General features: G+C 37.9%; 23 protein-coding genes and 1 tRNA gene. 13 read left to right on the top strand and 11 right to left on the bottom strand.

Annotated features, from left to right (window positions below):
* Positions 1-10: 10 nt before the first annotated feature.
* Positions 11-892, top strand: a complete 882-nt coding sequence (locus CSP5_RS09535; RefSeq protein ID WP_077076738.1) for a hypothetical protein — start codon at positions 11-13, stop codon at positions 890-892.
* Here the strand turns inward: CSP5_RS09535 and CSP5_RS09890 are convergent.
* Positions 887-1,813, bottom strand: coding sequence for a YrhK family protein (locus CSP5_RS09890; RefSeq protein WP_021789643.1), 927 nt, complete (start codon positions 1,811-1,813; stop codon positions 887-889). The two genes, CSP5_RS09535 and CSP5_RS09890, sit on opposite strands and share 6 nt — an antisense overlap.
* Positions 1,814-1,943: 130 nt before the next feature.
* Here CSP5_RS09890 and CSP5_RS09525 point away from each other — a divergent pair, with 130 nt between their 5' ends.
* Positions 1,944-3,086 carry an OFA family MFS transporter gene (locus CSP5_RS09525; protein WP_021789644.1) on the top strand — a complete coding sequence of 381 codons (1,143 nt, stop codon included), beginning with the start codon at positions 1,944-1,946 and terminating at the stop codon, positions 3,084-3,086.
* Between the two features lie 27 nt (positions 3,087-3,113).
* On the opposite strand, the gene dapB is transcribed toward CSP5_RS09525, so the two are convergent.
* Both dapB and acs read right to left on the bottom strand, forming a co-directional pair.
* The gene (dapB, locus tag CSP5_RS09520; protein ID WP_021789645.1) at positions 3,114-3,917 is read right to left on the bottom strand and encodes a 4-hydroxy-tetrahydrodipicolinate reductase; all 804 of its coding nucleotides are present in this window, start codon (positions 3,915-3,917) and stop codon (positions 3,114-3,116) included.
* Between the two features lie 189 nt (positions 3,918-4,106).
* Positions 4,107-6,056: an acetate--CoA ligase gene (gene acs, locus CSP5_RS09515; protein WP_148690243.1), complete on the bottom strand. Its 1,950-nt coding sequence runs from the start codon at positions 6,054-6,056 to the stop codon at positions 4,107-4,109.
* A 132-nt stretch (positions 6,057-6,188) separates the two neighbouring features.
* On the opposite strand from acs, the gene CSP5_RS09510 reads away from it, so the two are divergent.
* The 5 genes from CSP5_RS09510 to CSP5_RS09490 all read left to right on the top strand — a co-directional run bounded on the left by CSP5_RS09510 (position 6,189) and on the right by CSP5_RS09490 (position 9,907).
* A complete protein-coding gene (locus CSP5_RS09510) occupies positions 6,189-7,127 on the top strand; it encodes an aldo/keto reductase (RefSeq protein ID WP_021789647.1) in 939 nt (312 codons plus the stop codon).
* Positions 7,128-7,273: 146 nt separating this feature from the next.
* Positions 7,274-7,798, top strand: coding sequence for a hemerythrin domain-containing protein (locus CSP5_RS09505; RefSeq protein ID WP_021789648.1), 525 nt, complete (start codon positions 7,274-7,276; stop codon positions 7,796-7,798).
* Positions 7,799-7,953: 155 nt separating this feature from the next.
* On the top strand, positions 7,954-8,370 hold the full coding sequence (locus CSP5_RS09500; protein WP_148690242.1) for a peroxiredoxin: 417 nt from the start codon (positions 7,954-7,956) through the stop codon (positions 8,368-8,370).
* Positions 8,371-8,380: 10 nt separating this feature from the next.
* Positions 8,381-8,617, top strand: a complete 237-nt coding sequence (locus CSP5_RS09495; RefSeq protein WP_021789650.1) for a sulfurtransferase TusA family protein — start codon at positions 8,381-8,383, stop codon at positions 8,615-8,617.
* Positions 8,618-8,704: 87 nt separating this feature from the next.
* Positions 8,705-9,907 carry an NAD(P)/FAD-dependent oxidoreductase gene (locus tag CSP5_RS09490; RefSeq protein ID WP_172399473.1) on the top strand — a complete coding sequence of 401 codons (1,203 nt, stop codon included), beginning with the start codon at positions 8,705-8,707 and terminating at the stop codon, positions 9,905-9,907.
* Positions 9,908-9,939: 32 nt separating this feature from the next.
* On the opposite strand, the gene aroF is transcribed toward CSP5_RS09490, so the two are convergent.
* The 4 genes from aroF to CSP5_RS09470 form a co-directional block, all read right to left on the bottom strand.
* A complete protein-coding gene (gene aroF / locus CSP5_RS09485; protein WP_148690292.1) occupies positions 9,940-10,860 on the bottom strand; it encodes a 3-deoxy-7-phosphoheptulonate synthase in 921 nt (306 codons plus the stop codon).
* A 34-nt stretch (positions 10,861-10,894) separates the two neighbouring features.
* Complete coding sequence (locus tag CSP5_RS09480; RefSeq protein ID WP_148690240.1) at positions 10,895-11,566, bottom strand: Rossmann-fold NAD(P)-binding domain-containing protein; 672 nt, start codon at positions 11,564-11,566, stop codon at positions 10,895-10,897.
* A gap of 1 nt (position 11,567) precedes the next feature.
* Positions 11,568-12,149, bottom strand: a complete 582-nt coding sequence (locus CSP5_RS09475) for a chorismate mutase family protein (RefSeq protein ID WP_148690239.1) — start codon at positions 12,147-12,149, stop codon at positions 11,568-11,570.
* 318 nt (positions 12,150-12,467) lie between these two features.
* A complete protein-coding gene (locus CSP5_RS09470; protein ID WP_148690238.1) occupies positions 12,468-13,679 on the bottom strand; it encodes a DNA glycosylase AlkZ-like family protein in 1,212 nt (403 codons plus the stop codon).
* Positions 13,680-13,922: 243 nt separating this feature from the next.
* Between CSP5_RS09470 and CSP5_RS09465 the strand changes: the two genes are divergently transcribed.
* Positions 13,923-14,549, top strand: a complete 627-nt coding sequence (locus CSP5_RS09465; RefSeq protein WP_148690237.1) for a class I SAM-dependent methyltransferase — start codon at positions 13,923-13,925, stop codon at positions 14,547-14,549.
* A gap of 315 nt (positions 14,550-14,864) precedes the next feature.
* On the opposite strand, the gene CSP5_RS09460 is transcribed toward CSP5_RS09465, so the two are convergent.
* The 3 genes from CSP5_RS09460 to CSP5_RS10010 all read right to left on the bottom strand — a co-directional run bounded on the left by CSP5_RS09460 (position 14,865) and on the right by CSP5_RS10010 (position 15,621).
* Positions 14,865-15,149, bottom strand: coding sequence for a PadR family transcriptional regulator (locus tag CSP5_RS09460; RefSeq protein WP_148690236.1), 285 nt, complete (start codon positions 15,147-15,149; stop codon positions 14,865-14,867).
* A gap of 72 nt (positions 15,150-15,221) precedes the next feature.
* The gene (locus tag CSP5_RS09455; protein WP_172399471.1) at positions 15,222-15,449 is read right to left on the bottom strand and encodes a hypothetical protein; all 228 of its coding nucleotides are present in this window, start codon (positions 15,447-15,449) and stop codon (positions 15,222-15,224) included.
* 37 nt (positions 15,450-15,486) lie between these two features.
* The gene (locus tag CSP5_RS10010; RefSeq protein WP_206744755.1) at positions 15,487-15,621 is read right to left on the bottom strand and encodes a DUF5320 domain-containing protein; all 135 of its coding nucleotides are present in this window, start codon (positions 15,619-15,621) and stop codon (positions 15,487-15,489) included.
* A gap of 493 nt (positions 15,622-16,114) precedes the next feature.
* On the opposite strand from CSP5_RS10010, the gene CSP5_RS09445 reads away from it, so the two are divergent.
* The 3 genes from CSP5_RS09445 to CSP5_RS09435 are packed head-to-tail and all read left to right on the top strand — an operon-like array spanning position 16,115 to position 18,875.
* Complete coding sequence (locus tag CSP5_RS09445; RefSeq protein ID WP_148690233.1) at positions 16,115-16,846, top strand: MBL fold metallo-hydrolase; 732 nt, start codon at positions 16,115-16,117, stop codon at positions 16,844-16,846.
* A 1-nt stretch (position 16,847) separates the two neighbouring features.
* The gene (locus tag CSP5_RS09440; protein ID WP_148690232.1) at positions 16,848-17,618 is read left to right on the top strand and encodes a TrmB family transcriptional regulator; all 771 of its coding nucleotides are present in this window, start codon (positions 16,848-16,850) and stop codon (positions 17,616-17,618) included.
* Positions 17,619-17,633: 15 nt separating this feature from the next.
* Entirely contained in the window at positions 17,634-18,875 is a 1,242-nt protein-coding gene (locus CSP5_RS09435) for an MFS transporter (RefSeq protein WP_172399469.1), read from the top strand.
* A gap of 471 nt (positions 18,876-19,346) precedes the next feature.
* On the opposite strand, the gene CSP5_RS09430 is transcribed toward CSP5_RS09435, so the two are convergent.
* A tRNA-Thr gene (locus CSP5_RS09430) sits at positions 19,347-19,419 on the bottom strand.
* A gap of 184 nt (positions 19,420-19,603) precedes the next feature.
* Here CSP5_RS09430 and CSP5_RS09425 point away from each other — a divergent pair.
* Entirely contained in the window at positions 19,604-21,436 is a 1,833-nt protein-coding gene (locus CSP5_RS09425; protein ID WP_148690230.1) for an alpha/beta hydrolase family protein, read from the top strand.
* An 86-nt stretch (positions 21,437-21,522) separates the two neighbouring features.
* Entirely contained in the window at positions 21,523-22,110 is a 588-nt protein-coding gene (locus tag CSP5_RS09420; RefSeq protein WP_148690229.1) for a DUF998 domain-containing protein, read from the top strand.
* Positions 22,111-22,125 lie beyond the last annotated feature (15 nt).

The following is a 22,125-nucleotide window of genomic DNA, read 5'->3' as shown; positions in this document are numbered from 1 at the left end:
ATAGGAAATCATGAAAGAGCAAAATCCAATTGAGAAACTATCCTTTGCTGAACTAAAGTCAATTGCCAAAAAATCTGGGCTCAAAACAATTCCTAGAACCTATAAGAAGGCGGATCTCATAAAATATATTACAGAAAATTCGACAGAAGAGAAAAGGAAAGCATGGATAAAAGAGCTTAATGAAAAGGAAGTGAAGGTAGAAGAGAGAGACAATGCAGTTCCAAAAAAGGATGAAAAGAATGAATCTTTCTCAAGGAAGGAGTACATAGTGGATCTGCAGAAGGAGAAGATACACAGAATCGTGGTTGAAGCAGCCTGTGAACATTTTAAGGAGCCCCTGCCGAAGGGTACAGGTGTTAATTTTTATGATGGGATGAGCGACGAACTCCTGAAGCACCTTCATGACGTATTTGTTAAGAAATATGACGATCCCGAAGGAAAGAATTTTGAGCTAAGGAGTGCGAACTGGCTGGTATACAGGATCAAGGAGGTTGGAGCAATAAGAACCAGACACACATTGCCAAACACCCAGGAACTAAGGTTGATAGGGTTTGACGTTGAGGGATTGCCTTACTTTATAGGGGAATTTTCAAACACCGGAATGACAGATCAAAATTTCAGGAGGGGAATTGAAAATGCCAGGAAGGTTCTGGAAAATTATGGACCAAAACTATTGAAGAAATATAAAAGCGCATGGATGAGGGTCTATTATTTTGTTCCAGAGGAGCATTCTGATAACTTCCTTAAGATTATCACCAGTGATAAATCCATAGCAGGAGATGGAACAATAAGAGTAAAAAGAGGTTTTCTTAAACAGGATTATTTCATAAAGATTTCAGCATTTAAGGTCAATGGGAATAAATACACTGAAATACACGCTGATAAATCATAAATCAGATCCATTAATTATCCTCAGATGTATTCTTCTTGTTATTTCAATCATGGGACGAATTAATAATTCTGCACTACCTGCTATGAAAAGATACACACCGATCACCTCATTGGCCGAGGGAAATATGGTCCTTGGAAGAAATTCAAAACTTCCAAGAAGGAATTCGATTCCAATTAGAATATCGTTTCCTATGGAAAGATAAGAATAAATGTGGGAAATCCTTGTAGATATTTTCTCAAGCTTTTGGAATTTCTTCATTCTATAACCGAATTCACTTTCAGTTACTATCGATCTGAACCTCAGTATCAGTTCATACAGCCCTCCAGAAACCAGTAAATCATATGACCCATTAATCAGGGCAGTCCTTCTCGCGTCGCTTATACCTGAAACATATGAATAACCACCATTACCATAGAGACCACGCTTAATCATGAATGCAAGTTCTATGAACCACCTCTTAGTCTCATATTTCTTAAAATTAAAATTCTCTTTGCTGTTTCTTAAGAGCTCGTCAATAAAAATTTGAGTCCTTCTATCATTTAAGAAGCGAGGAGATAGAATTATTGGAATAAGTGCCCTATTCAGATCATCCCAGTTAGAATCGCCAGAATACAAATTCGAGGACAAAATTAGATCAACAAGGGATGGTTCAAGCCTAAAGGCCATTGAAATATCAATAGCAGGATGGAGGTTTGCAATCTTTGAAAGAAGCACTTTAAGATCTTCATCTTTTATTTCAACGTCTGAAGATGGAAAGTAAATAAACGAATCATTTTCACTAAAATCCTCCAATTTATTATGCTTCTTTAGATCAGATATCACATCCGCTGAATTCTCATCACTTACAAATTCATAGGCCATTATAAACTGTCTCCAGGATATTCCCGAATTATAATCTCCCTCGTGTAGAAGCTGCGCCATATACAAAAACATAGAGTTGCGGTCATTCATGATTTTAAATTTTGCCACATTATTTTAAACTATCCAAATAGTCTCTTCAATTCTATTAGAAACCCCTTAAATTTTATTAATAAATTTGAAATTGAAGAAAATGAAAAAAGGGTTCCTGGTAATCGGAATTCTAATAATGTCAATGAATTCCTTATACCAGTATTCCTGGAATGTTTTTGAACCACTACTAAAAACAGGACTTGGAGTCACTCTTATACAGGTACAGGTTGGATTTTCTCTTTTCGCAATATTTTCTACAGGATTTCAGGGAGTTGGTGGTTATTTTGCGGATAAGAACGGCCCGAGAAACATCGGCATAATTTCATCAATTCTATCGGCTGCTGGTTTCCTTGGAACTTCAGTAAGCGGCAATCTAACAATGTTTTATATATTCTGGTCTCTTGGAAGCATAGGTGAGGGCATTCTATATGGTATTGCAACGAACCTTGCGGTAAAATGGTTTAAGGAAAACCGGGGTCTTGCTGTTGGTTTTGTCTCATTTGGATTTGGGCTTGGGGCAGCTGTGGCCAATATATTCCTCCTGAAAGCAACCAGTTTCAGGGAGCCCATGCTCATAATTGGTCTTACGGAACTTATCCTATTTCCCATACTTCTCAGTAAGGTAAGGTACCCAGAAAAACAGGTAACAGGGGATAGGCCATCAAGAAACCTAAGAAACAGGAGATTCTGGATTTTATATGTCTCATTTGTACTTGGGGCTGTGCCACTTATAGTAATATCCTCTTCCCTTGGAATTCTGGGTAAGAGGATACCTATTTTAGAATTTACAATTCTTGTGTCTCTATTTCCCCTACTCAGTGGAATTAGCAGGCCAATTCTTGGCTTCTTTTCAGATCGAATTGGAAGGATCAGGATGGTTTCAATAATCGACATTTTCCTAATAATAGGGTCATTGCTTCTTCTCAATGGCTATCTGCTTGAATCTATAGTACTTATTGGATTCTTTGGAGGGTCAATGATTTCCCAGTATATGTCCTTGATAGGGGATATTTTCGGAACAAAGTTCTCAACCTCAAATAATGGAGTATTCTACACAGGAAAGGCAATTTCTGGATTTATAGGAAGTGCGTTTTTCTCTGCACTATTTATAGTTAATGAGACCGAATCACTTCAGTTTATACTGATATGTGTAGTGGTTGCTCTTGGCTTTCTGCTACTTTCTACCTATGAAAAAGGAAGACCAGGGAAAGGAACCATTGATCAAGAAATGGATTTAAAGTAGGATCTTGAAGGGTGATTTCTGGGAGATCTAATGAAAAAGAATCTTATCCAGACCTCTGGTCAATCCTTTCATATGTATAACATATCTTGCTGCCATTAAGGTACCCTCAACATAGGTTTCTGGCTTGGTCCCGGCGTCAAATTTTATGGTTAACCTCTCATCATCACCTCCAAATATCACATCTGTACCGATGACGAATCCTGGCAGTCTTACAGAGTGTACTCTGGTGCCCCCAATATCTATCCCTCTGCTTTCTTTGAATCCAGTCGTCTGTTCTTCTGAAATTATATCTTCTGGCTTTCCAATTGAAGACAATCTGTTTGCAATCTCCAGTGCCGTCCCACTGGGTGAGTCTATCTTATTCCACGATGCATAATCTATGACCTCCCATCCCTGCATATATCTGGATGCAATCGATGAAAAATGTAAAAGCAATGCAGCCGAAATGGCAAAATTTCCTGCTGCAAAGACGCCAACATTTTTTTCTGTTGCAATCTGTTCAATTTCTCTGTAATCTTCATCGGTTAGCCCAGAAGTGCCAACAACAACACTTACGCCGTGATCAATGGCGTAGAGCACATGTTTCTTAACAACACCAGGAGATGTATAGTCAATTAGAACATCCGTTTCTCTTTTAAGAGCCATTTCTATAGAAGACTCGAATTTTAATTCTGTGTTACTCTCAGGAAAAACACTTTTCAAATCCATACCAGACGCTTTCCTTGCAACCGCTCCTGAAAGATTGATGTCACTGGATTCAAGAATCCTTTTGGTAAGTGCCTTTCCAACCCATCCAGTTGCTCCCGCTATGCACACATTAATTTTTTCCATGATGATTGATCTAACGGTACTATGTATATATGTCCATTTACCCCATTTAGAATGTAATTAATCTCAAAAAACAATAAATGATAAATTTCACATTGGCACTGAATAATATTTTTGAGTGTGCAATAGACCTTAAAAAAAATAGATATTAAAATAGATTAGGGATTATTTTTACTGTAAGTCTGGAAATATTTATTTGTTTGTTTCTTTTTTGAACGTTTCTATGGCGGTCCTGATCTCATCAACAGATACGGAACTCTCCAAAGTACTGATGTCTCCAGGAAGTTGACCCAGAAATACTGCCTTAACTACCCTTCTCATGATCTTTCCACTTCTAGTTTTAGGAAGAGTGTTTACTATGTGTATTTCATCAGGAACATATATTGGACCAAGTTCCTCCCTGATCCTCTTCCTAAGTGTTGATATCATTTCTGGGGTTCCCTTAAACTCATCCTTAATGACCACAAAGGTTACTATGCTTTCACCCTTCGTTTCATCGGGCTTTCCAAATGCCGCAGCTTCAGCCACTTCCCTCGAGGAAATAAGTGCATCCTCTATTTCTATGGTACCAAGTCTATGGCCTGAAACCTTGAGAACTTCATCTGCTCTTCCAAGCAGCCAGTAATATCCTTCATTATCTTTAACAGCATAATCGCCACAGTAATACTTCCCGTTGAACTTCTCAAAATAAACACTCTTGAACCTATCTGGATCATTATTCAGGGTTAGAAACATTCCCGGCCATGGCTTTCTGTAGGCTATGAATCCTTTTTCTCCGCTTTTTACTTCCTTTCCATTTTCGTCCAGAATTACCGGATCAATACCGGGCATTGGAAAAGATGCAGATCCAGGTTTTAGAGGTGGCAATCCTATTCCCAGGGCAGGCGCAATTACAAAGCCTCCTGTTTCGGTCTGCCAGTAGGTGTCAATAATTGGGCACTTTGAATTACCTATGTTTTCATAGTACCATTTCCATGCAGCAGGATTTATTGGTTCTCCAACTGTTCCAAGAGTTTTGAGTGTTGACAAATCATGCATCTTTGGATACTTCTCTCCAAAACGCATTAGAGTTCTGATTGCTGTAGGTGAAGTATATAGGATATTCACCCTGTAACGCTCTATGATTTCCCAGAGACGATCTGGTTCTGGATATGTTATTGACCCCTCATACATCACTGATGTGAGACCCAGGATAAGTGGGGCAAAAACAATGTAACTGTGACCTGTAACCCATCCTATATCTGCCGCACACCACCACCTATCATCTTCATCAGGATTAAATGCCCACTTCATTGTGTTTGCAACCCAAACTGCGTATCCGCCATTTCCATGGACAACTCCCTTCGGCTTTCCAGTTGTTCCAGACGTATAAAGAATATACAGTGGATCATTGGAATCCATTTCTACAGGTTTTACATAATTCATTCCATCTCTTACCACATCGTGGTACCATATATCCCTGTCTTCCTGCATGGATACGTTATGACCTGTTCTTCTTACAACAATAACGTTAGATACAGTTGATGTCTGTTCCAGCGCTTCATCAATAATTTTCTTCAACTCTACAATTTTTCCATTCCTGTAGCCACCATCGGCCGTTATTACCATCTTTGCCTTCGCATCCTCAATCCTTTCTGCAACTGCTGAGGCTCCAAAACCTGCAAAGACGAATGAAAATGTTGCACCTATTCTGGCTGCGGCAAGCATTGCAACTGGAGCTTCAAGAATCATTGGAAGGTAAATAAGAATTCTGTCTCCCTTCTTTATTCCAAGATTCTGAAGAGCGAAGGCAAGATTATTTACTCTTCTGTAAAGTCCATCGTAAGTTATGATCTTTTCCTCTCCATTCTCACCAACCCAAATGAAGGCTGCCTTGTTTCTCCTGTGTGAAAGTAAATGTCTATCCACTGCATTATATGAAACATTCAATTTACCATTTACAAACCATTTGTAAAATGGTGGATTGCTCTCATCAAGAACCCTATCCCAGCGCCTATCCCAGTCCAGTATCGTGGCCGCCTTTGACCAGAATTCATCAGGGTGGTCTATTGAATCCCTGTAAGTCTTTTCAAAGGAACCCATGCTGGGGTGGTATTTTTCTTCAGTTGGAAGTACTTCCCTGTTTTCAGTTCTTTCTGTCATAATAGATTCAATTAAAAGATTTATATTTATACCTTCCTCTATCTGCAATTGAAATAAGCTATCTAAATGGTAGAATAAGCCTATTCATAAAAGAAAAGATAGGTTTATACTTGAATTTTTCATAATGATTCTATGGATTATGTGACATTAGGTGGGAAAAAAGAATTAAAAGTTTCAAAAATTGGTATGGGTTTATGGCAGGCAAGTAATGCATGGAACGCCGATGAAGAAAATGTTATAGAAGCAGTTGGAGTATCAAAGGAGAATGGAATTAATTTTGTAGATACAGCAGAGGCATACGGAAACGGGAACAGTGAAAAGGTACTGGGAAGGGCTTTAAAAAAATATGGCAGGGAAAATTTCTTCGTTGCTACAAAAGTGTATGGGGCCCATCTTAGGTATGACGAACTGCAGAGAGCAGCCGAAGCTAGTATTAAGAGACTTGGAGTAGATCGCATCGATCTTTACCAGATTCACTGGCCCGATCCATGGGAGCAGATTCCTATGAGCCAGACATTCAGGGCAATGAAAAAGCTATACGAAGAGGGTAAAATCAGGGCAATAGGTGTCAGCAACTTTGCGGTCAGGGACATTGAGGAGGCAAGAGGAATACTGGGAGATGTCCCAATAGTATCAAACCAGGTAAGGTATAATCTACTGCAGAGAAACATAGAGGAAGAAGTTATTCCATACTGTAAAAAACACAATATAAGTATAATCGCATGGAGTCCACTGGCACAGGGTGTGCTGACTGGAAAGTACAATCCAGGAAATATACCCCGGGGTGATGTTAGGGAAGGAAACGAACTTTTTGCCCCTAAGAATCTTGAGGCTGTAAAGGATATTCTTTCTCTACTGAGATCTCTTGGTGAGAAATATTCAAAAACGCCAGCACAGATTGCTCTGAACTGGTTGCTTTCAAAGAAGGATGTAATACCAATCCCGGGTGCAAAGAACATCAAGCAGGCAAAGGAAAATGCGGATTCAGCAGCATTTAAACTTACAGAGAGTGAAATATCAGAGATGGAATCATTATCCAGTGAAGCACTGATTGATTATCTGCCACAATGATTGAAATCAACCACCTTTTTTATAATAATTTGATAGCCATATATGTAAAAAAATTAGTATTTACAGGTATGGCATAATTTTGCAATTAAAAAAATCACTTTGAAGAATACTAATTAAGGTTATATAATCCAAAGGAATGAATACTCATGAGCTACAGGGATACAATGAATTTTAAAGGCTCTAGAGCAACACAGTTACTGAGAGATCAGCATTATACAACCGTTGGAGTTACCGAAGATTTTTTGGACAACAAAATTGATATTACTGAATTTTTAAAGCACATAGATTATACAATAAAAGTTCATTTTTCTCTGGAGGATGTAATACTCATTCCCGCATTTAGTCCATTTCTGAGGAAATACATGGAGTTCGAGGAGCCTATTAGAATAATATCAGGCGAACATGTATCAGTAAAAGGTATATTTAATGGGATTAACAAACCAAGAATCTATGAAGGAGAACAGGACATAACCCTCACTCAGGAGGAAATAATAGGAAAGGGCGGTCAGATAGCAAAGATCATGCTTCAGCATGTATATAAAGAGGAAAACGGGCTTTTCAGTCTTGTAGAACAGTATCTTCCTGATCCTGAAAAGGACAGGGTAGCAGAACAGTTGACTGTGAAGTTTACGAAACTGAACAGCGAGTATAAAAATATGCCCCAAAAGTAATCATCTTTGGATAAACTTATTTTATCAATTCAGGGCACAATTCACCATTTAATATCTTAATATACTTTATGCCGTCGCAAAAAAGACTTACAGCTAAGGTTGCTTATTTATCATTTGCCACGCAATTTATTATTACCGGGTAAAGGGTGATTAAAATGGGTGAAAAAGGTATATTAATCGTAATATCTACGGGAACTGAAGAAAAAATGGTGATGCTGGGAGTCCTGAGCCAGACAGCTGTTAATCTTGGAATGCCATTGAGAGTTTTCATCACCGGTACAGCTATTCCTCTGTTTTTGAAAGATGGGTATACAAAGCAGCCAGTTGTTCCTGCCGGGTTTGAAGGATTCATGAAAGAGTTAAGGGAGGGTCTTATAAAGGTAAAGTTTCAGGGATGGCACGAACTTTTACAGAATTCAGTGAAAGATGGTGATGCAAAAGTTTACGCATGTTCATTAATGTCAAGTGCTTTGAATCTCCAGAAAAAGGATTTCGATCCAATTGTTGAGGATATTGTAGGGGCAACAAATTTCATGATTCAATCTGCTGAAAACCAGATCATTATGCTGTGAGGTGATTAAAATGACAACATTTAATGTAGACAGCAAAGGGACAGCTTGCCCAGGTCCTATAACGGATCTAATAAGAGCTTATAAAAAAGCACAGAATGGGGACACCATAATACTTGTTGCTAACGATCCTGGTGCAGTGCCAGACGCAAAAGTGTGGTGTGAAAGAACAAAAAACGAGTTTGTCGGTTCCAAGGAAATAGACAACTCTTTCGAAATTACCATTAAGGTGACGGGAAGAAAGGCATAGAAATGATACAGTCAGGAAAATGAGATTGTCATTGCAACCTGAAAGAAAAAGCGGTTACTGGCAATCAATCTTCAAAATAATACAAAGGTGGTTAAAACGAAAAAAATTGCTGTAATTGGAAGCGGTGCTGGGGGACTTATAACATCCAGTAAATTAGCAAGGGAACTGTCAAATGAGATCAAGAAAGAAGAGGTTTCTATCACACTATATGATAAGAAAACTGAACAGGAATTCCAGCCTGGATATCTTGAGGTGGCATTCCGTGGAACTGATCCTTCAAAGATAAGGAAAGATGTGAATAAGCTGGTGACCCCTGGGGTTAAGATAGTGTATGAGAATGTTGAAAAAGTAGATCTTGCAAACAGGTATATCAGGACTGAAGGGAGTGACGAAAATAGGGATTTTGATTATTTGGTCATATCAACAGGATCATCTCCAGATTACGATCAGATTCCTGGACTTAGGGAAGCAAATAAAGACTTTCACACAAATGCCAGTAGCTCTGGCCTTATTTATAAAGAGATTTCAGGTATAAAATCCGGGAAAATAGTGGTTGGTATTGGGGGTCTACCTTATAAATGCCCACCATCTCCAAATGAGTCTGCATTCATGCTTGATGAATATTTCACAAGGAAAGGCATAAGAGACAAGGTCGAGATAGTGTACATAACTCCTTTTACCAGAATTTACTCTGCAGAGTCAATAAATGAGGTGATAGAACCGATTTATAAGAATAGATCTATTGAAAGCATAACCACATTCAATACTGACACAGTAGATTCTGAGAAAAAAGAGATCACGTCTCTTGAAGGAGAAACGCTGAAATATGATCATTTATTTCTCACTCCCCCGCATAAGCCAGCAAATTTTCTTAAGGGATCTGAGATGTCAGACGAAGATGGATGGGTAAAGGTTGACAGAAAAGATCTGCATATAACGACATATGACAATGCTTTTGCCATAGGAGACACAACAGATATACCAACATCTAAGGCAGGTGTTGAGGCTCATCTTGAGGGCATAGTAGTAGCAAGCAATATAATAGGTGATATCCACGGAACAGGAAAAAATTACAAATTTACAGGGAGAACCCAGTGTTCAATGGAAACTGGATTTCACAAAGCTACGTTTGTTGTTGGAACTTACGATAAGCCTGTGGAAAAAATTGAGCCATCAAGAATGAACTATCTGGAAAAGAAGGTGATGGAAGAAATTTACTGGGGATCACTTCGTGGCCACTATGAATGGCTATTCAAATACCATTTCAACGAGGATTATTTTCAGGATTAATTATTATGCCTTTGTTAAATCTCTCACTCAACTCATCCAACAATTTCTTTCAATTTTCTGACTTTCTTTATCAATTTTGAGAATCCCATAAAATCAAGTTGCTGTTTTGCATCAGAAAGAGCTTCATCCGGATTGTTGTGTACTTCAATTTCCAGCATATCCGTTCCGGAAGCAACTGCCGCCATGGCCAGTGTCTCGACATATTCTCTCTTTCCTGCAGGATGGCTTGGATCTGCACAAACAGGCAAATGTGACCTTTCTCTTAAAACAGGTATGGCACCACTATCCATCATGAATCGTGTGCTGTCCTCGAAGCTTCTTACACCGCGATAACACATCACAACGTTTCCATTACCTCCCGATAGAATGTATTCAGCTGAATTTAGCCATTCTGATATTGTATTTCCCATTCCGTTCTTCAGAAGTACAGGCATTCCTTTCTGACCTAAAAATCTCAGAAGTGCAAAGTTCTGCGAATTCCTTGACCCTACCTGAATCATGTCAATTTTTCCATCAAAATGTTTGTAATATGATATATCCATAATTTCTGAGACAGTTGGAAGTCCAGTATAGTCACTAACTTTCTTCATCATGTTAATTCCCTTAACTCCTAAACCCTGAAAGGAATATGGGGTTGTTCTGGGTTTGAAAGCTCCCCCTCTCAGCATATTTGCACCCATTTCCTTAACTCTCTCTCCAATTTCCATCAACTGTTCTTCCGATTCTACTGCGCATGGGCCTGCAGCAATCACAAGTTTTCCAGATCCTATTTTCACGTTTCCAACAGTAACATTAGTAGAGTCCTTTTTTACCTTTCTTGAGTACAGGCCATCAGATATCACAATTGCATCCTTGATCGGTATGTAATCAATATTTTCTGTGGAAGAGAAATTAGTGATAAAAAGGCTCCTTCCATAAAGACTGATCTTTCGGAACGACATTGAAGAATCCATGAGGGCATCATTCACGAATGGTTCGTTCGCCTCATTATTTGGTATTATTATCAAAAATTTCACCTCTTAGTTCATCAATGGTTTTACTTACAGTCTCAATTGCATTCTTTGAAAAAGGATTCAATCTGATAGTGTCTAGAAGGGTTAAGGAACCCTGTAAGGAACAAACATCAGACATCTGATCCAGAATGATTCTAGATCTAGTTTTCAATTCAGTTTTACTGGAGATTCTGGAAGATAACATGGAAATTACATAGGGTATTACCTGAAGTTCTATCATCAGGTGATCATGCTCATCAGATTTCATTGGAATAATATTATAACCAGGGAAAAGAGCAGATATTATATTTTCTGATCCTAAAAATGAAATGTCATTGATGAACAGTATATTTCTCAATTTCAGATCATCTAAGGAAAGAGGACCAAACAGCGGATGTATGCTTATTATCTTTCCCGCAAATTTTTTGAATGGATCCTTTGAGGATGATATCTCGATAATTTTCCTTGTAGCACCAAACTCATTTATAATACCCAGGGCAACTGAGGCTGGAACAGCCAGAAATATAAATTCAGCAATCTTCATTTCTTCCTTTAATTTCCCATAATCCTGAATATCAACTCCTCTCACTTCATGTCCAGTGCCTTTGAATAAATTCAGGAGAGTAGCCCCAAACCTACCGGAAGAACCCACAACCAGTATTTTCATATCAATCACACTCCACAAGAATTTTCTTGAATCCACTCGGTTTTAGCAAATCATCAAAGGAAAATTTCTTCAATTTATTATTGAAAGCGTCTATCTTAAGATTAAGTTCATCAGTTCGAATACTAATTTTTAGGTCATAATCTTCTATGCTGCCACACACTATATGTGAACCTCTTGAGATTGCCGCTTTAATGAATGGATGCTCCCTGTCACAGTTGTGGTATATTTCATCTCCAGTCAGGCATATTATTCTTCCAATTTGATATTCTGCTGTTTCACAATCACATTCTTCTTCTGACTTACCAGATATCAAACCTGCCTGTGCCTGGGTAGTTAGTTCAAAAAGCGCATTAACGAAACTGCGTTCCTCAACAGACCTTACACCAATTCTTCTGATAACCCTCAATTCTTGATTTCTATCACGAAGGGTAACACCTTTCCTTAGCTTTTCCTGAAATATAAGGCGTGATAATTCTACTCTTTTCCTGAACATATCTGTAATTTCAAGAGTATTCAATAGAAGATCTTCTCTTAATTTTTCAAGATTATCATCTGTTTTCTCATTGCCTATAAAATAAACCACTTCTTTTTGTGTTCATCGTGCTAGATAGTGTCAAGCAATATAAACCTTTCTTTAGATGATTACAATCTTACTTTATCCCAAATTAGCATTGTATTCAGAAAAATTCTGATATATACTCCACGCAGCCATTCTTAATAGAATCAATAATTAACATACACATTATTAATATGAACATTCTTCATTTCAACTTTAAAACAATAGTTATAATCCCCACAATAAGTCATTCTGAGGCGCATTTCTCTTCATTCAACACCCATTTAACGTTGAAAAAACCAAAATATTACAATTAAAATAAGGGAAAATTTTGGGATAAACTTCTCATTTACTATATTGAATGGTTTGAGGAATTTTAATAGATGATGCGTTAAGAAATTCTGACAAGGAATTTAACGAATCAATCATTGTTCCTAGAACCCTCTTCTGAGAAAAATATCTACCCTCATCATAGATCGCATTGATCTTTAGTTCACTATTATGGCGATCTAATTTCAGGTCAACTCTTCCTATTATTCTGTCACCATGAAGGAATGGCATGCAGTAGAACCCATATTTTCTTTTATGTTTTGGAATATACATTTCCATTCGGCTATCAAAATTGAATATCTCTTCTGTCCTCTTTCTGTCTATAGTTAGATTATCAAAGGGAGAAAGCAGGACAGATGGTGGCATCCAATTATTTTCAAGATTTTCCAGATATGGTATATCCTTTTTTAGTATGAACCATTTTTTTCTCATCTTTGAGTTATTATTGGTTATTTCCACCGGTACTATAACTGATTCATCCTGAAGTTCGTTCACGATTTGAACTCCATTAGAAATACTAACAGGAGAATAATGCCTTTTGATCTGCTCTGGAGAGGCAATACCAAGTGACTCAAGGGATTTCTGAAATACTACTTTTTCGACCTCTTTCCTGTCAATAGTGTTCTTCTCCGTTAACCCACTAAAATCACTATCAGGGACATTCCACACCTTCTGGTTTGATTCTGTTCTATCACATATAATTAATTCTCCCATTCTGTGCATCAGGTTAAGCAGTAAATTTACCTTTCTTTCATGCCCCCAGCCACTTATTCCAGATTCAATTTTTAACTCTGAAAGTTTGTTTGATGTTGTTGGTCCGGTTGACCTGATAAACTCTTTAATCTGTTCAATTGAAGGCTTTATTTCGGGATGTGTTTTCAAATATCTTTCCTTTCTTTCATTCATACTCATTTTTAAAATATGCAGATCGTCAATAATTGAAATAGATGCCTGATGAGCATAGGATTCAACCAGAAGATGATCTCTGTATATTAGGTCTAGAAGATTCTGCCTGTTAAAGTTACCCAATCTGCTCCAGAGGGTAAGGAAATGACTTCTTTCTACTGTGTACACAGGATCGATCTGGACGTATTTTAAATCCTTAAAAATTTCCAAAATTTTCTGCTTCTCATTCAATCTCTTGCCCGGCTTTTCCGAAAGGTGCTGCCGAATAATAGAGAATCTGGCAACATCTTTCATTGATACCTGAACAATGTCTCTATCCATATGGAATGGTATAATCTACAGTATATTAAAAAAGAGATCATTCATCCCTGTGAAATTTCATTTAAACAGAGTATAGTTTTAAGGAGTTATTTCAATTATATATTAGAAGAATCTCTGGTTAGTGATAAATAGGTGGAAAATTTAAAAAGGAATTACCAATAAAACAACCAAGGGTAGATAATTACATACAAAATTGGCAAAGGTGGATTAATATTGTAATACGCGATTGGTAATAATTAACATATGCATATAAAAACATCAAAGGAATTTTATACAGAAATGGGTGTCGATTGGCTTTCTGCGAGAAAAAACACTGCCCAGACTGAGAGTGAATTATCATATCTCACAGGTATCCTAAGAAATGGTTCAACAATATTGGATCTGGCCTGTGGATATGGAAGATTTTCGATTCCCCTTGCAGAATATGGGTATACCGTTTATGGGATGGATATCACTCCAATTTTCATTGAAAGAGCCAGGGAAGAGACTAAGAAAAGAAGTCTGAATATTGAATTCAAAAATGGGAACATGCAAAGCATCCCATACCCGGAAGATTCATTTGACTATGTCATTTGCATGTGGAACGCGTTCAGCGAGCTTTCCACTGAACAGGAACAAATCGCAGTTATTCACGAAATATACAGGGTACTAATGGAAAAAGGAATTGCAATTATTGAAATGAGAAATCACAGGTCCAGTGGACTTGTGGAAAAAAACTTTATCGACGGATTTGAAGCAATGCCAAGCTTCAATCATACCAGAGGCAGTATCAAACGGTTGATGCGTCTCTCTGGAGTGGTGAATTATAAGATATTTCTCGATAATTTTGGAGGAAGAAAAAGGCTAATTCTGGAAATAGTAAAAATTTGATTGAAATCGAGCAAAAAATTAATACATGTAAGATCTAAATTACGGTGTGAGAATGTTTAACTATCACCATAAAGCATCTAATTACACTAATTCATTATAAATTAAAATGCATCAGAACAAGGAAAAAAATAAGAATTCACATGACACACACTTCCAGAAAAATTAAAGTGAGTACAAATCAAAAATGAACTATTTTACCTATAAGCCACTGGAGGGATTTGAACCCCCGACCTGCTGATTACAAGATAGGAAAAAGAAGAGTTCTAATGAAACGCGACATATCGTTGTATTCTTCATTCTTTTCGCCAGTATCTATTACAATAACCCCATAAGCTTATTAAGTCCATTCTTCCAGCTCTCAGAAAACTGAGACATGTCTTTTATGGTTTCTCTTCCAAGATCCGTAATAATATACATCTGTCTTGCCCGCTCTCCCTGCATTAATTCACGCCTTTCCACATATCTATCTTTTTCCAGTGAGCCAAGGGCAGGATATATGGAGCCAGCGGTGGGCCTCCAGTAACCTTGTGTGCGCAGGGAAATTTCATTCATTATTTCATATCCATGCATGGGGTTATCTTCAAGAATTTTAAGTATCAAAGGCTTGAGTACTCCCGGGGGGATAAGACTTACTTTGAATGGGCCACATCGACAGGAGCAATTTTTATCCACTTACTTTCCAACCTCCTTTCTTAGTAGTTCTTTCTGAATTTCTATTTCTTTCAATTCTTCCCTCTTTGCTGCAATTGTCGCATACTGTTTCTCTATTTTTTCTATCTCAAGAACTTTTGCATGATGCAGAGCACAGAGTTCACAACCGTATACTCTTACAACTCCTTCTATTTCAAACGGAAACTCTTTACCTGGCATTACAGTATCGCCACAATCAGCACATTTCAACAATCCCAGTCACCTCTAAATTTATGTGGAGATACGTTTACTCCACGTTCTCATTCTTGTGCGACTTGATCCTTGCCAGTTTTCTCTCAAGCATTGATATCTCATTCTCCAGCTGTTCCTTGTAGTCCTCAAGGTCTTCAGCCACATCCTTTTCAGAACGGTTCCGAAACATCTGGCCGCATCGAGACATTCTGGATTCCATGTTTTCGTTGTCGCATCCACACTTGTTTTTATTCATTCCACACATTTGTTTTCTCCTCATGAGAGTATTATTGTTTCCTATATAATGTTGTCTATATATCGACGACAATCTCGAAAAACCATCATGGAACGATTAAAAAAAAACACATAAGATTAAACAAATCTTCTGCTTAATGTGCTCCATAGCATTCCCGGTTATTGTCAAATATAAATTGATTTTCCACAACTCCCCCGTCTGGCCTTAGTGAGCATATTGTGTTAATGCGGACTTAGAATTTTTCTTCAGTTATGATCATTCAATCTAGTTTTTACAAACTCATTGAAAAACGCCATGCTGCAAAAAGAAGAGCTGGTTTCACTTTGAGGGAAGAATTTATAGATGAGTCTGATGGGTTGCTGATTGAATTTAACCTTTAAATTTAAAAAAAGCAGAAGCCTTATTATCCGCAGGATAATAACAAAATATGCCTCTTTTAAGACAAATCCTGAATGAGGAACACTCGTGTGCTTCGTACATTGTTGGATGCCCCAGTTCCGGAAAAGCATTTGTAATCGATCCTAAAGATGAAGTGGATACATATATTAAGATGGCCAGTTCTTTGGCACTGAAGATAGAGGGTATAATCGAGACCCACATTCACGCCGACCATATCTCCGGTGCTAAGAAATTGCATAGATTTGTAGACGCCCCAATTTATATGTTTGAAGATGCAAAGGTGGAATTTAATTTCCTCCCACTGAAAGATGGAGATACCATGAAAATAGGAAATGCACGAATTGAGGTATTACACACACCAGGGCACACACCAGAGAGCATATCCTTGGTGTATTACGATTATAAGAGAAATCCTGAAACTCCATCAACAATCTTCACAGGAGACACTCTATTTGTTGGCGATGTGGGAAGATCAGATATTTCTGGAATGGATACTTCGTATGAATTATACGAAAGCATAACCGAGAAAATATTGCGTCTACCGGGCTTTGTCGAATTAATGCCTGCACACTATTCTGGATCTGTCTGTGGTGCCAACATGAGCCCAAAGGTCTCTTCTACACTGGGATATGAGCAGCTCTGCAATCCACTCCTTCAGACAGAATCATACAGTGATTTCAGAGAAAAACTTGGAGAAATGGAACCTCAACCCATATCTGAAAAGGAGAAGATAAGGGAGATAAACATCAGGGAAGATTAATATGTCATATATTGAAGATAATCCAGATGTACATTTTGAAATATTAGATGAGCTTGAATATCTTGGGCTTACACAATATGAGGCTGAGCTATTTCTCACACTATCCCGCGGAGGGATGACGGCAAAGGAGCTTTCCCAAACAACAGAGATTCCCTACACGAAAGTATACGCAGTTTTAGAAAAATTGATCCAACTTAATCTGGTACAGAAGGTCTCGAGTAATCCTTCTATGTTCTTAATCCCTGAACCAGAAATTGTTATCAGTATTCTGTGTGAGGAGGGAAGGTCTAGGATCGATGAGATTGAGGATCATTTAACCAATTACTTGTCAGTGGTGAGAAGGAACGAACACAGATCGCGAGATCTCAAAGTGTCATGGAGCATAGTGGGTTCCAGTAAAGTACAGTATTACCTCCAAACCATGGTAAAAAAAGCTCGACATTCAATTTATGTAATGGACCCGGGGATCAGAACACTGGATGGTAAATTGCAAGAAAATATCAAAACAAAAACTGGTGTGCAGTTGAAAATGATATTTTCCTCCAGCGAAGCAAAAGAAATTCCAGATGATCTCATACCATTCTCAAGAATATATGACAGGTTGAATTCAAGGTACTATGTTTTTGACAACGAGACCTCGTTTATGATATCCATGGAGAAAGACCATGAGATCTACGGAATAGTGGAACCTTGCAGTAATTGCGTTTTACAGTCCAGAGAACATTTCGAAATGATGTGGGACAGATCCAGACCAGCATGCTCAAAGGAGTGATTCATGGTTTCTCGTATGAAAAATGGTGACACGCCACAAAGATTAACACATGACACCACACAGTACGTTATCCTTCTGATACTAACCCTGTTCATTGGATGGTTCCTTGGGATAGAGCGTGTTCTCGTCCCAGCAATGGCTAATGACATATATCATATTTCATCGTATTTATATATTCTCTCGTTCTTGGCGGCTTTTGGCTTCACAAAGAGTGTACTCAATCTGGTATCGGGAAAAATATCGGATGACATTGGAAGAAAGAAACTGCTTCTAATAGGATGGCTTGTGGCTATTCCAGTCCCATTCATATTCTACTTCTCGACAAGCTGGAATATGATTGTGCTGGCCAATATAGGCGTAGGCGTAAATCAGGCATTTGCCTGGACTATGACAGTAACCGCAGGTCTGGATCTGAGCAGAAGCACATCCCGGGGCCTCACGGTTGGACTGAACGAGGCGGCCGGCTACATAGGTCAGGCCACTGCAGGAATCATTACGGGGTACATGGCTGCTTCATATGGATTAAGGGGGGCATCATTTCTGTTCGGAATCGTAGTTGTAATTGTGGCCATAGGAACAACGGCACTCACAATAAGGGAAACTGTAGGCTTTACTAAATCAGAAGAACTTGGAATTAATCAAGCAGGTAGTTCGGTTTCATTCATTAAGATGTTCACAGATACATCATGGTCAAACAGACTCCTCTTTTCCTATTCACAGGCTGGTCTCTTTGAGAAATTTGTAGATGTTGTATTTTGGGGGCTCATGCCATTATACCTTCTTTCACTTCACTTCAGCCTGTTTACCATAGCTGTTTTGGTTGGAATTTATCAGATAACATGGGGGGTAGTCCAGATCATCACAGGAAGGCTATCGGATCATATTGACCGCAATGTCCTTATAATTACTGGATTCTGGATTGATTCAACTGCCATGGTTGGTTTCGTCTTTTTTCATGGAATTGTAATTATTGCCTTGCTGAGTTTTCTTGCAGGTCTCGGAATGGCTTTTCTGTATCCTGTTCTAATCGCCGCCGTGAATGATAAGGTCAAACCCTCTGAAAGAGGGACAAGACTTGGTATCTACAGGCTCTGGCGGGATTCCGGCTATGGATTTGGCGCTATCTTTGTAGGAATACTAGCTAGCGGGTTAAATGTCAGAGATGTGTTTATAGGCGTTGCATCACTTATGGCCATTTCCGGAGGAATCGTTATGGTTGTCTGCTGGATTAATCATCACAAGTCCTTGGTACCATAACTAAGGAACAAAATTGTGCAGTTAAAGTGGAAACAGTTAGGAGAAGTTTTTTTCCTATTTGGGACTGAAATTTTAGAGAATAAAAATCAGTATCAATAGGATATTTCCGCTAACACAGAGGATTATGGTACAGTCAATGTTACTTTATAGAAGCAAATTAAGTTATTATGCAATATTTAAAGATCAGCTATCATACTCAAATGCTTTGGAGATTCTAGAACAACTGCTAATTTTTTGGATGGACATACAAAAATAATTCATGAAGTATTTTTAACAACTCAAAATAAATGCTGCACAGTTATTTTTGATTCTCTACCACTTCCCTCTGGAATCTCACCTTAAAATCAGGATTTTGAACTATCTGCTTCAGAATAGTCTCAGGGATATGTTAACTGCAGAGTAAACTGTTCAATTAATTTCATTGCAAGTCAGCTTCCGATTAATGTACATTGCTTCGGAAAACAAGAAAAGAGCCACTGGAGGGATTTGAACCCCCGACCTGCTGATTACAAATCAGCTGCTCTACCTACTAAGCCACAGTGGCGTTAAACTGGTAATCTTTCTTATTAGAAATACTTTAAGAAAAATCTTATCACAGTGGCGACTAATCTAATGGGTATTCAAATTGTTCCAAGTAATATAATCAATAAATCTTTACCATATAATAAAGCAACGGAAGTCATCGTGAATCCTAAATAATTATAAATATCAGAAATCAATGGTTCCAGATGTCAAGAGAACCAGTTATTGAAAGCATTTTCGATCTAAGTACCATAACCGGGAAAACTGTGAGTGGTGATGGAAAGTTATTAAGTTATGTACTGGGTCAGGGATATAAGGAATTTAAGAAACCTCAGGAAAATAAAATTATATTGAAAAATATCGACTCTGGGTCTGAAGAATCTATATCAGAATCTGGTCATCAACTTTCTCTTCCTAAATTTTCTATGGACGATAAGCATCTATCGTATATTTCAGGAACGGACGATAGCTGGAATCTTCATATAAGGAATTTAATGGAGAAAGCTGAAATGGAATTAAAGTGCCCTGGGGCCCCAATAGACTATAGGTGGGGCAAAGATAATGAGATCATTATGCTCACGTCCCCTATCACAAAGGATAAAATTGAGAAGGCAGAAGATGGGCATTTCTTTGAAGAAACTGATGAAAAGAATAGAATATTCAAACTCAGGTTAACAGAAGGATTCAGTGAAATAAAGGATACTCCTCATATATGGGAATTCGATTATAAAAGCGGCAAGATTTACGCGGTTTCATCGGATTCACCAAGAGAAGGGAGCTGGTTCGAGAATTATATAGCTGAAATAAGTATGAATGGATTATGGAGAAAGATCTACAGGCCAAGTAATGGGCAAGTTGCACTACCATCACTTTCAAATGATAGTTCGAGACTAAGTTTTGTGGAATCTATATGGAGTGATAGAGGTGTAACGACAGGGGACCTAATGTTCCTTGAAACGACATCAGGTAAAGTTACAAACATAAGTAAGGATGCAGAAAAAAGCTATAGCGGACCCAGGTGGGATGAAAATGGAAATCTTCTTGCAATTTGTCAGGAAAAGGAATATTTCATGATAGAGAGATTTTCTAGCGGAAATTCTGAAATATTATGGAAAAAGAGAGGAAGTGTGGGTCCAGGTATGGCTCCAGACTTTGTTTATACTTCAGGAAAAATATTCATAGAGTTTTCGGACCAGAGTAATCCATCTGAGATTTTCGTAGTAAATATTGGTGAAAGAAACGATAAACAGATCACAACACACAATGAGAAAATGAAGGAAATAAAGGCCTATGAATGGAAATCTGTATCATGGAAATCAGTTGATGGTCTTGAGATAAATGGTTTCCTGAGGAACCCAGGAAAGAATATGCCGTCCCTTGTGATAGTTCATGGAGGTCCAACCGGTTCTGTAAAGGAAACTTTCATGGACAGATATTCATACCTTCTTCCTGAGGGGTACTCCATTTTCATGCCAAATTTTAGGGGCAGTACAGGAAGAGGAAGGAAGTTTGCGGGCTTGAACTTTGGTGACATGGGAGGAATGGATCTGCATGATGTGATAACAGGTGTTCAATTCTTGATTAAAGAAGGATATTCTGACAGGAATAAAATAGCAATAACAGGTGGTTCCTATGGTGGATTCATGACTCAATGGGCAATTACACAAACAGACATTTTCAGGTCAGCGATTTCTCTCTTCGGAATTTCTGACTGGATCAGTTTTCATGGTACAACAAATATCCCAGAATGGGATGAAATTCAGTACGATCAGAAAGCACTCGAGTTTGATAAATTTTTAAAGTTCTCACCTTTAAGATACGTAAAGAACATAAAGACACCACTTCTCATAATGCATGGAGAATCCGATCCATGTGTTCCAGTAAGCCAGTCCTTCCAGTTCTACAGAGCATTAAAGGAAAATGGAAAGGACGTAAGATTGCTTCTATTTCCCAGAGAAGGCCACGGTTTTACAGAGAAGGAACATATACTACAATCCATGAAGGAAACAAGGAACTTTCTTGAAAAAACAATGAAGTAAAATCAATTTTAACCACATAACCATTTTAGTTATTAAATAAAATAGAATTATACTATAGTTTAAATTGTATAATCTACTGATATTTTATGGCATCAAATAATAAAAGTTTCAAATATGGGGGTTTGTTCCTTTTCATAGGGATAGCCCAATTTTTCATATTTCTGAATATAGCTGCTTTTGTGGACAAGGGATACAGTATATCAAACAACACCATAAGTCATCTGGGAATCGACAGTACTCCCTATATTTTTGATATCAGCATAATTGTTCTTGGTATATTTGAGGTGCTATCTGGAATATTTCTTAAGAAATATTCAATGGGGGTAACTGTATCACTTATACTATCTGGAATAGGGGCAGCAGGTGTTGGAATATTCAATGAACACTTTGGAGATATCCATCTCATATTTGCACTGTTTGCCTTCGTGTTTGCATCAATAGCTTCATTTTTTGTGTTTTTCAAAAAGAAAGATGGAATGGCAATCATATGGGCCATTCTTGGAGCATTTGGTCTGGTAGCTTTAATACTCTTCACTCTAACTATAGAAGTTTCAAAATACTATGATCTGGGACTTGGGGTAGGGGGAATAGAACGATTGATACTGATTCCGAATATAATTTGGGCGCTAGCGTTTGGTGGGAGTCTCTACTATTCGGTAAAAACTGAAAAATAAATTTCATAAATAATA

Origin of the sequence: Cuniculiplasma divulgatum, assembly GCF_900083515.1 — an archaeon.
Lineage (GTDB): Archaea > Thermoplasmatota > Thermoplasmata > Thermoplasmatales > Thermoplasmataceae > Cuniculiplasma > Cuniculiplasma divulgatum.
The sequence above is the reverse complement of the archived record's forward strand: the minus strand, read 5'-3'. Positions and strand labels throughout refer to the sequence as shown.

What these genes read in the sequence shown, in the direction of transcription:
- dapB (WP_021789645.1), bottom strand. Translation starts at nt 3,917, where the DNA reads ATGGAAAAAATTAATGTGTGCATAGCGGGAGCAACTGGATGGGTTGGA.
- CSP5_RS09495 (WP_021789650.1), top strand. Translation starts at nt 8,381, where the DNA reads ATGACAACATTTAATGTAGACAGCAAAGGGACAGCTTGCCCAGGTCCT.
- CSP5_RS09465 (WP_148690237.1), top strand. Translation starts at nt 13,923, where the DNA reads ATGCATATAAAAACATCAAAGGAATTTTATACAGAAATGGGTGTCGAT.
- CSP5_RS09440 (WP_148690232.1), top strand. Translation starts at nt 16,848, where the DNA reads ATGTCATATATTGAAGATAATCCAGATGTACATTTTGAAATATTAGAT.
- acs (WP_148690243.1), bottom strand. Translation starts at nt 6,056, where the DNA reads ATGACAGAAAGAACTGAAAACAGGGAAGTACTTCCAACTGAAGAAAAA.
- CSP5_RS10010 (WP_206744755.1), bottom strand. Translation starts at nt 15,621, where the DNA reads ATGTTTCGGAACCGTTCTGAAAAGGATGTGGCTGAAGACCTTGAGGAC.
- CSP5_RS09890 (WP_021789643.1), bottom strand. Translation starts at nt 1,813, where the DNA reads ATGGCGCAGCTTCTACACGAGGGAGATTATAATTCGGGAATATCCTGG.
- CSP5_RS09445 (WP_148690233.1), top strand. Translation starts at nt 16,115, where the DNA reads ATGCCTCTTTTAAGACAAATCCTGAATGAGGAACACTCGTGTGCTTCG.
- CSP5_RS09425 (WP_148690230.1), top strand. Translation starts at nt 19,604, where the DNA reads ATGTCAAGAGAACCAGTTATTGAAAGCATTTTCGATCTAAGTACCATA.
- CSP5_RS09535 (WP_077076738.1), top strand. Translation starts at nt 11, where the DNA reads ATGAAAGAGCAAAATCCAATTGAGAAACTATCCTTTGCTGAACTAAAG.
- CSP5_RS09525 (WP_021789644.1), top strand. Translation starts at nt 1,944, where the DNA reads ATGAAAAAAGGGTTCCTGGTAATCGGAATTCTAATAATGTCAATGAAT.
- CSP5_RS09470 (WP_148690238.1), bottom strand. Translation starts at nt 13,679, where the DNA reads ATGGATAGAGACATTGTTCAGGTATCAATGAAAGATGTTGCCAGATTC.
- aroF (WP_148690292.1), bottom strand. Translation starts at nt 10,860, where the DNA reads ATGGATTCTTCAATGTCGTTCCGAAAGATCAGTCTTTATGGAAGGAGC.
- CSP5_RS09505 (WP_021789648.1), top strand. Translation starts at nt 7,274, where the DNA reads ATGAGCTACAGGGATACAATGAATTTTAAAGGCTCTAGAGCAACACAG.
- CSP5_RS09480 (WP_148690240.1), bottom strand. Translation starts at nt 11,566, where the DNA reads ATGAAAATACTGGTTGTGGGTTCTTCCGGTAGGTTTGGGGCTACTCTC.
- CSP5_RS09510 (WP_021789647.1), top strand. Translation starts at nt 6,189, where the DNA reads ATGGATTATGTGACATTAGGTGGGAAAAAAGAATTAAAAGTTTCAAAA.
- CSP5_RS09500 (WP_148690242.1), top strand. Translation starts at nt 7,954, where the DNA reads ATGGGTGAAAAAGGTATATTAATCGTAATATCTACGGGAACTGAAGAA.
- CSP5_RS09420 (WP_148690229.1), top strand. Translation starts at nt 21,523, where the DNA reads ATGGCATCAAATAATAAAAGTTTCAAATATGGGGGTTTGTTCCTTTTC.
- CSP5_RS09435 (WP_172399469.1), top strand. Translation starts at nt 17,634, where the DNA reads ATGAAAAATGGTGACACGCCACAAAGATTAACACATGACACCACACAG.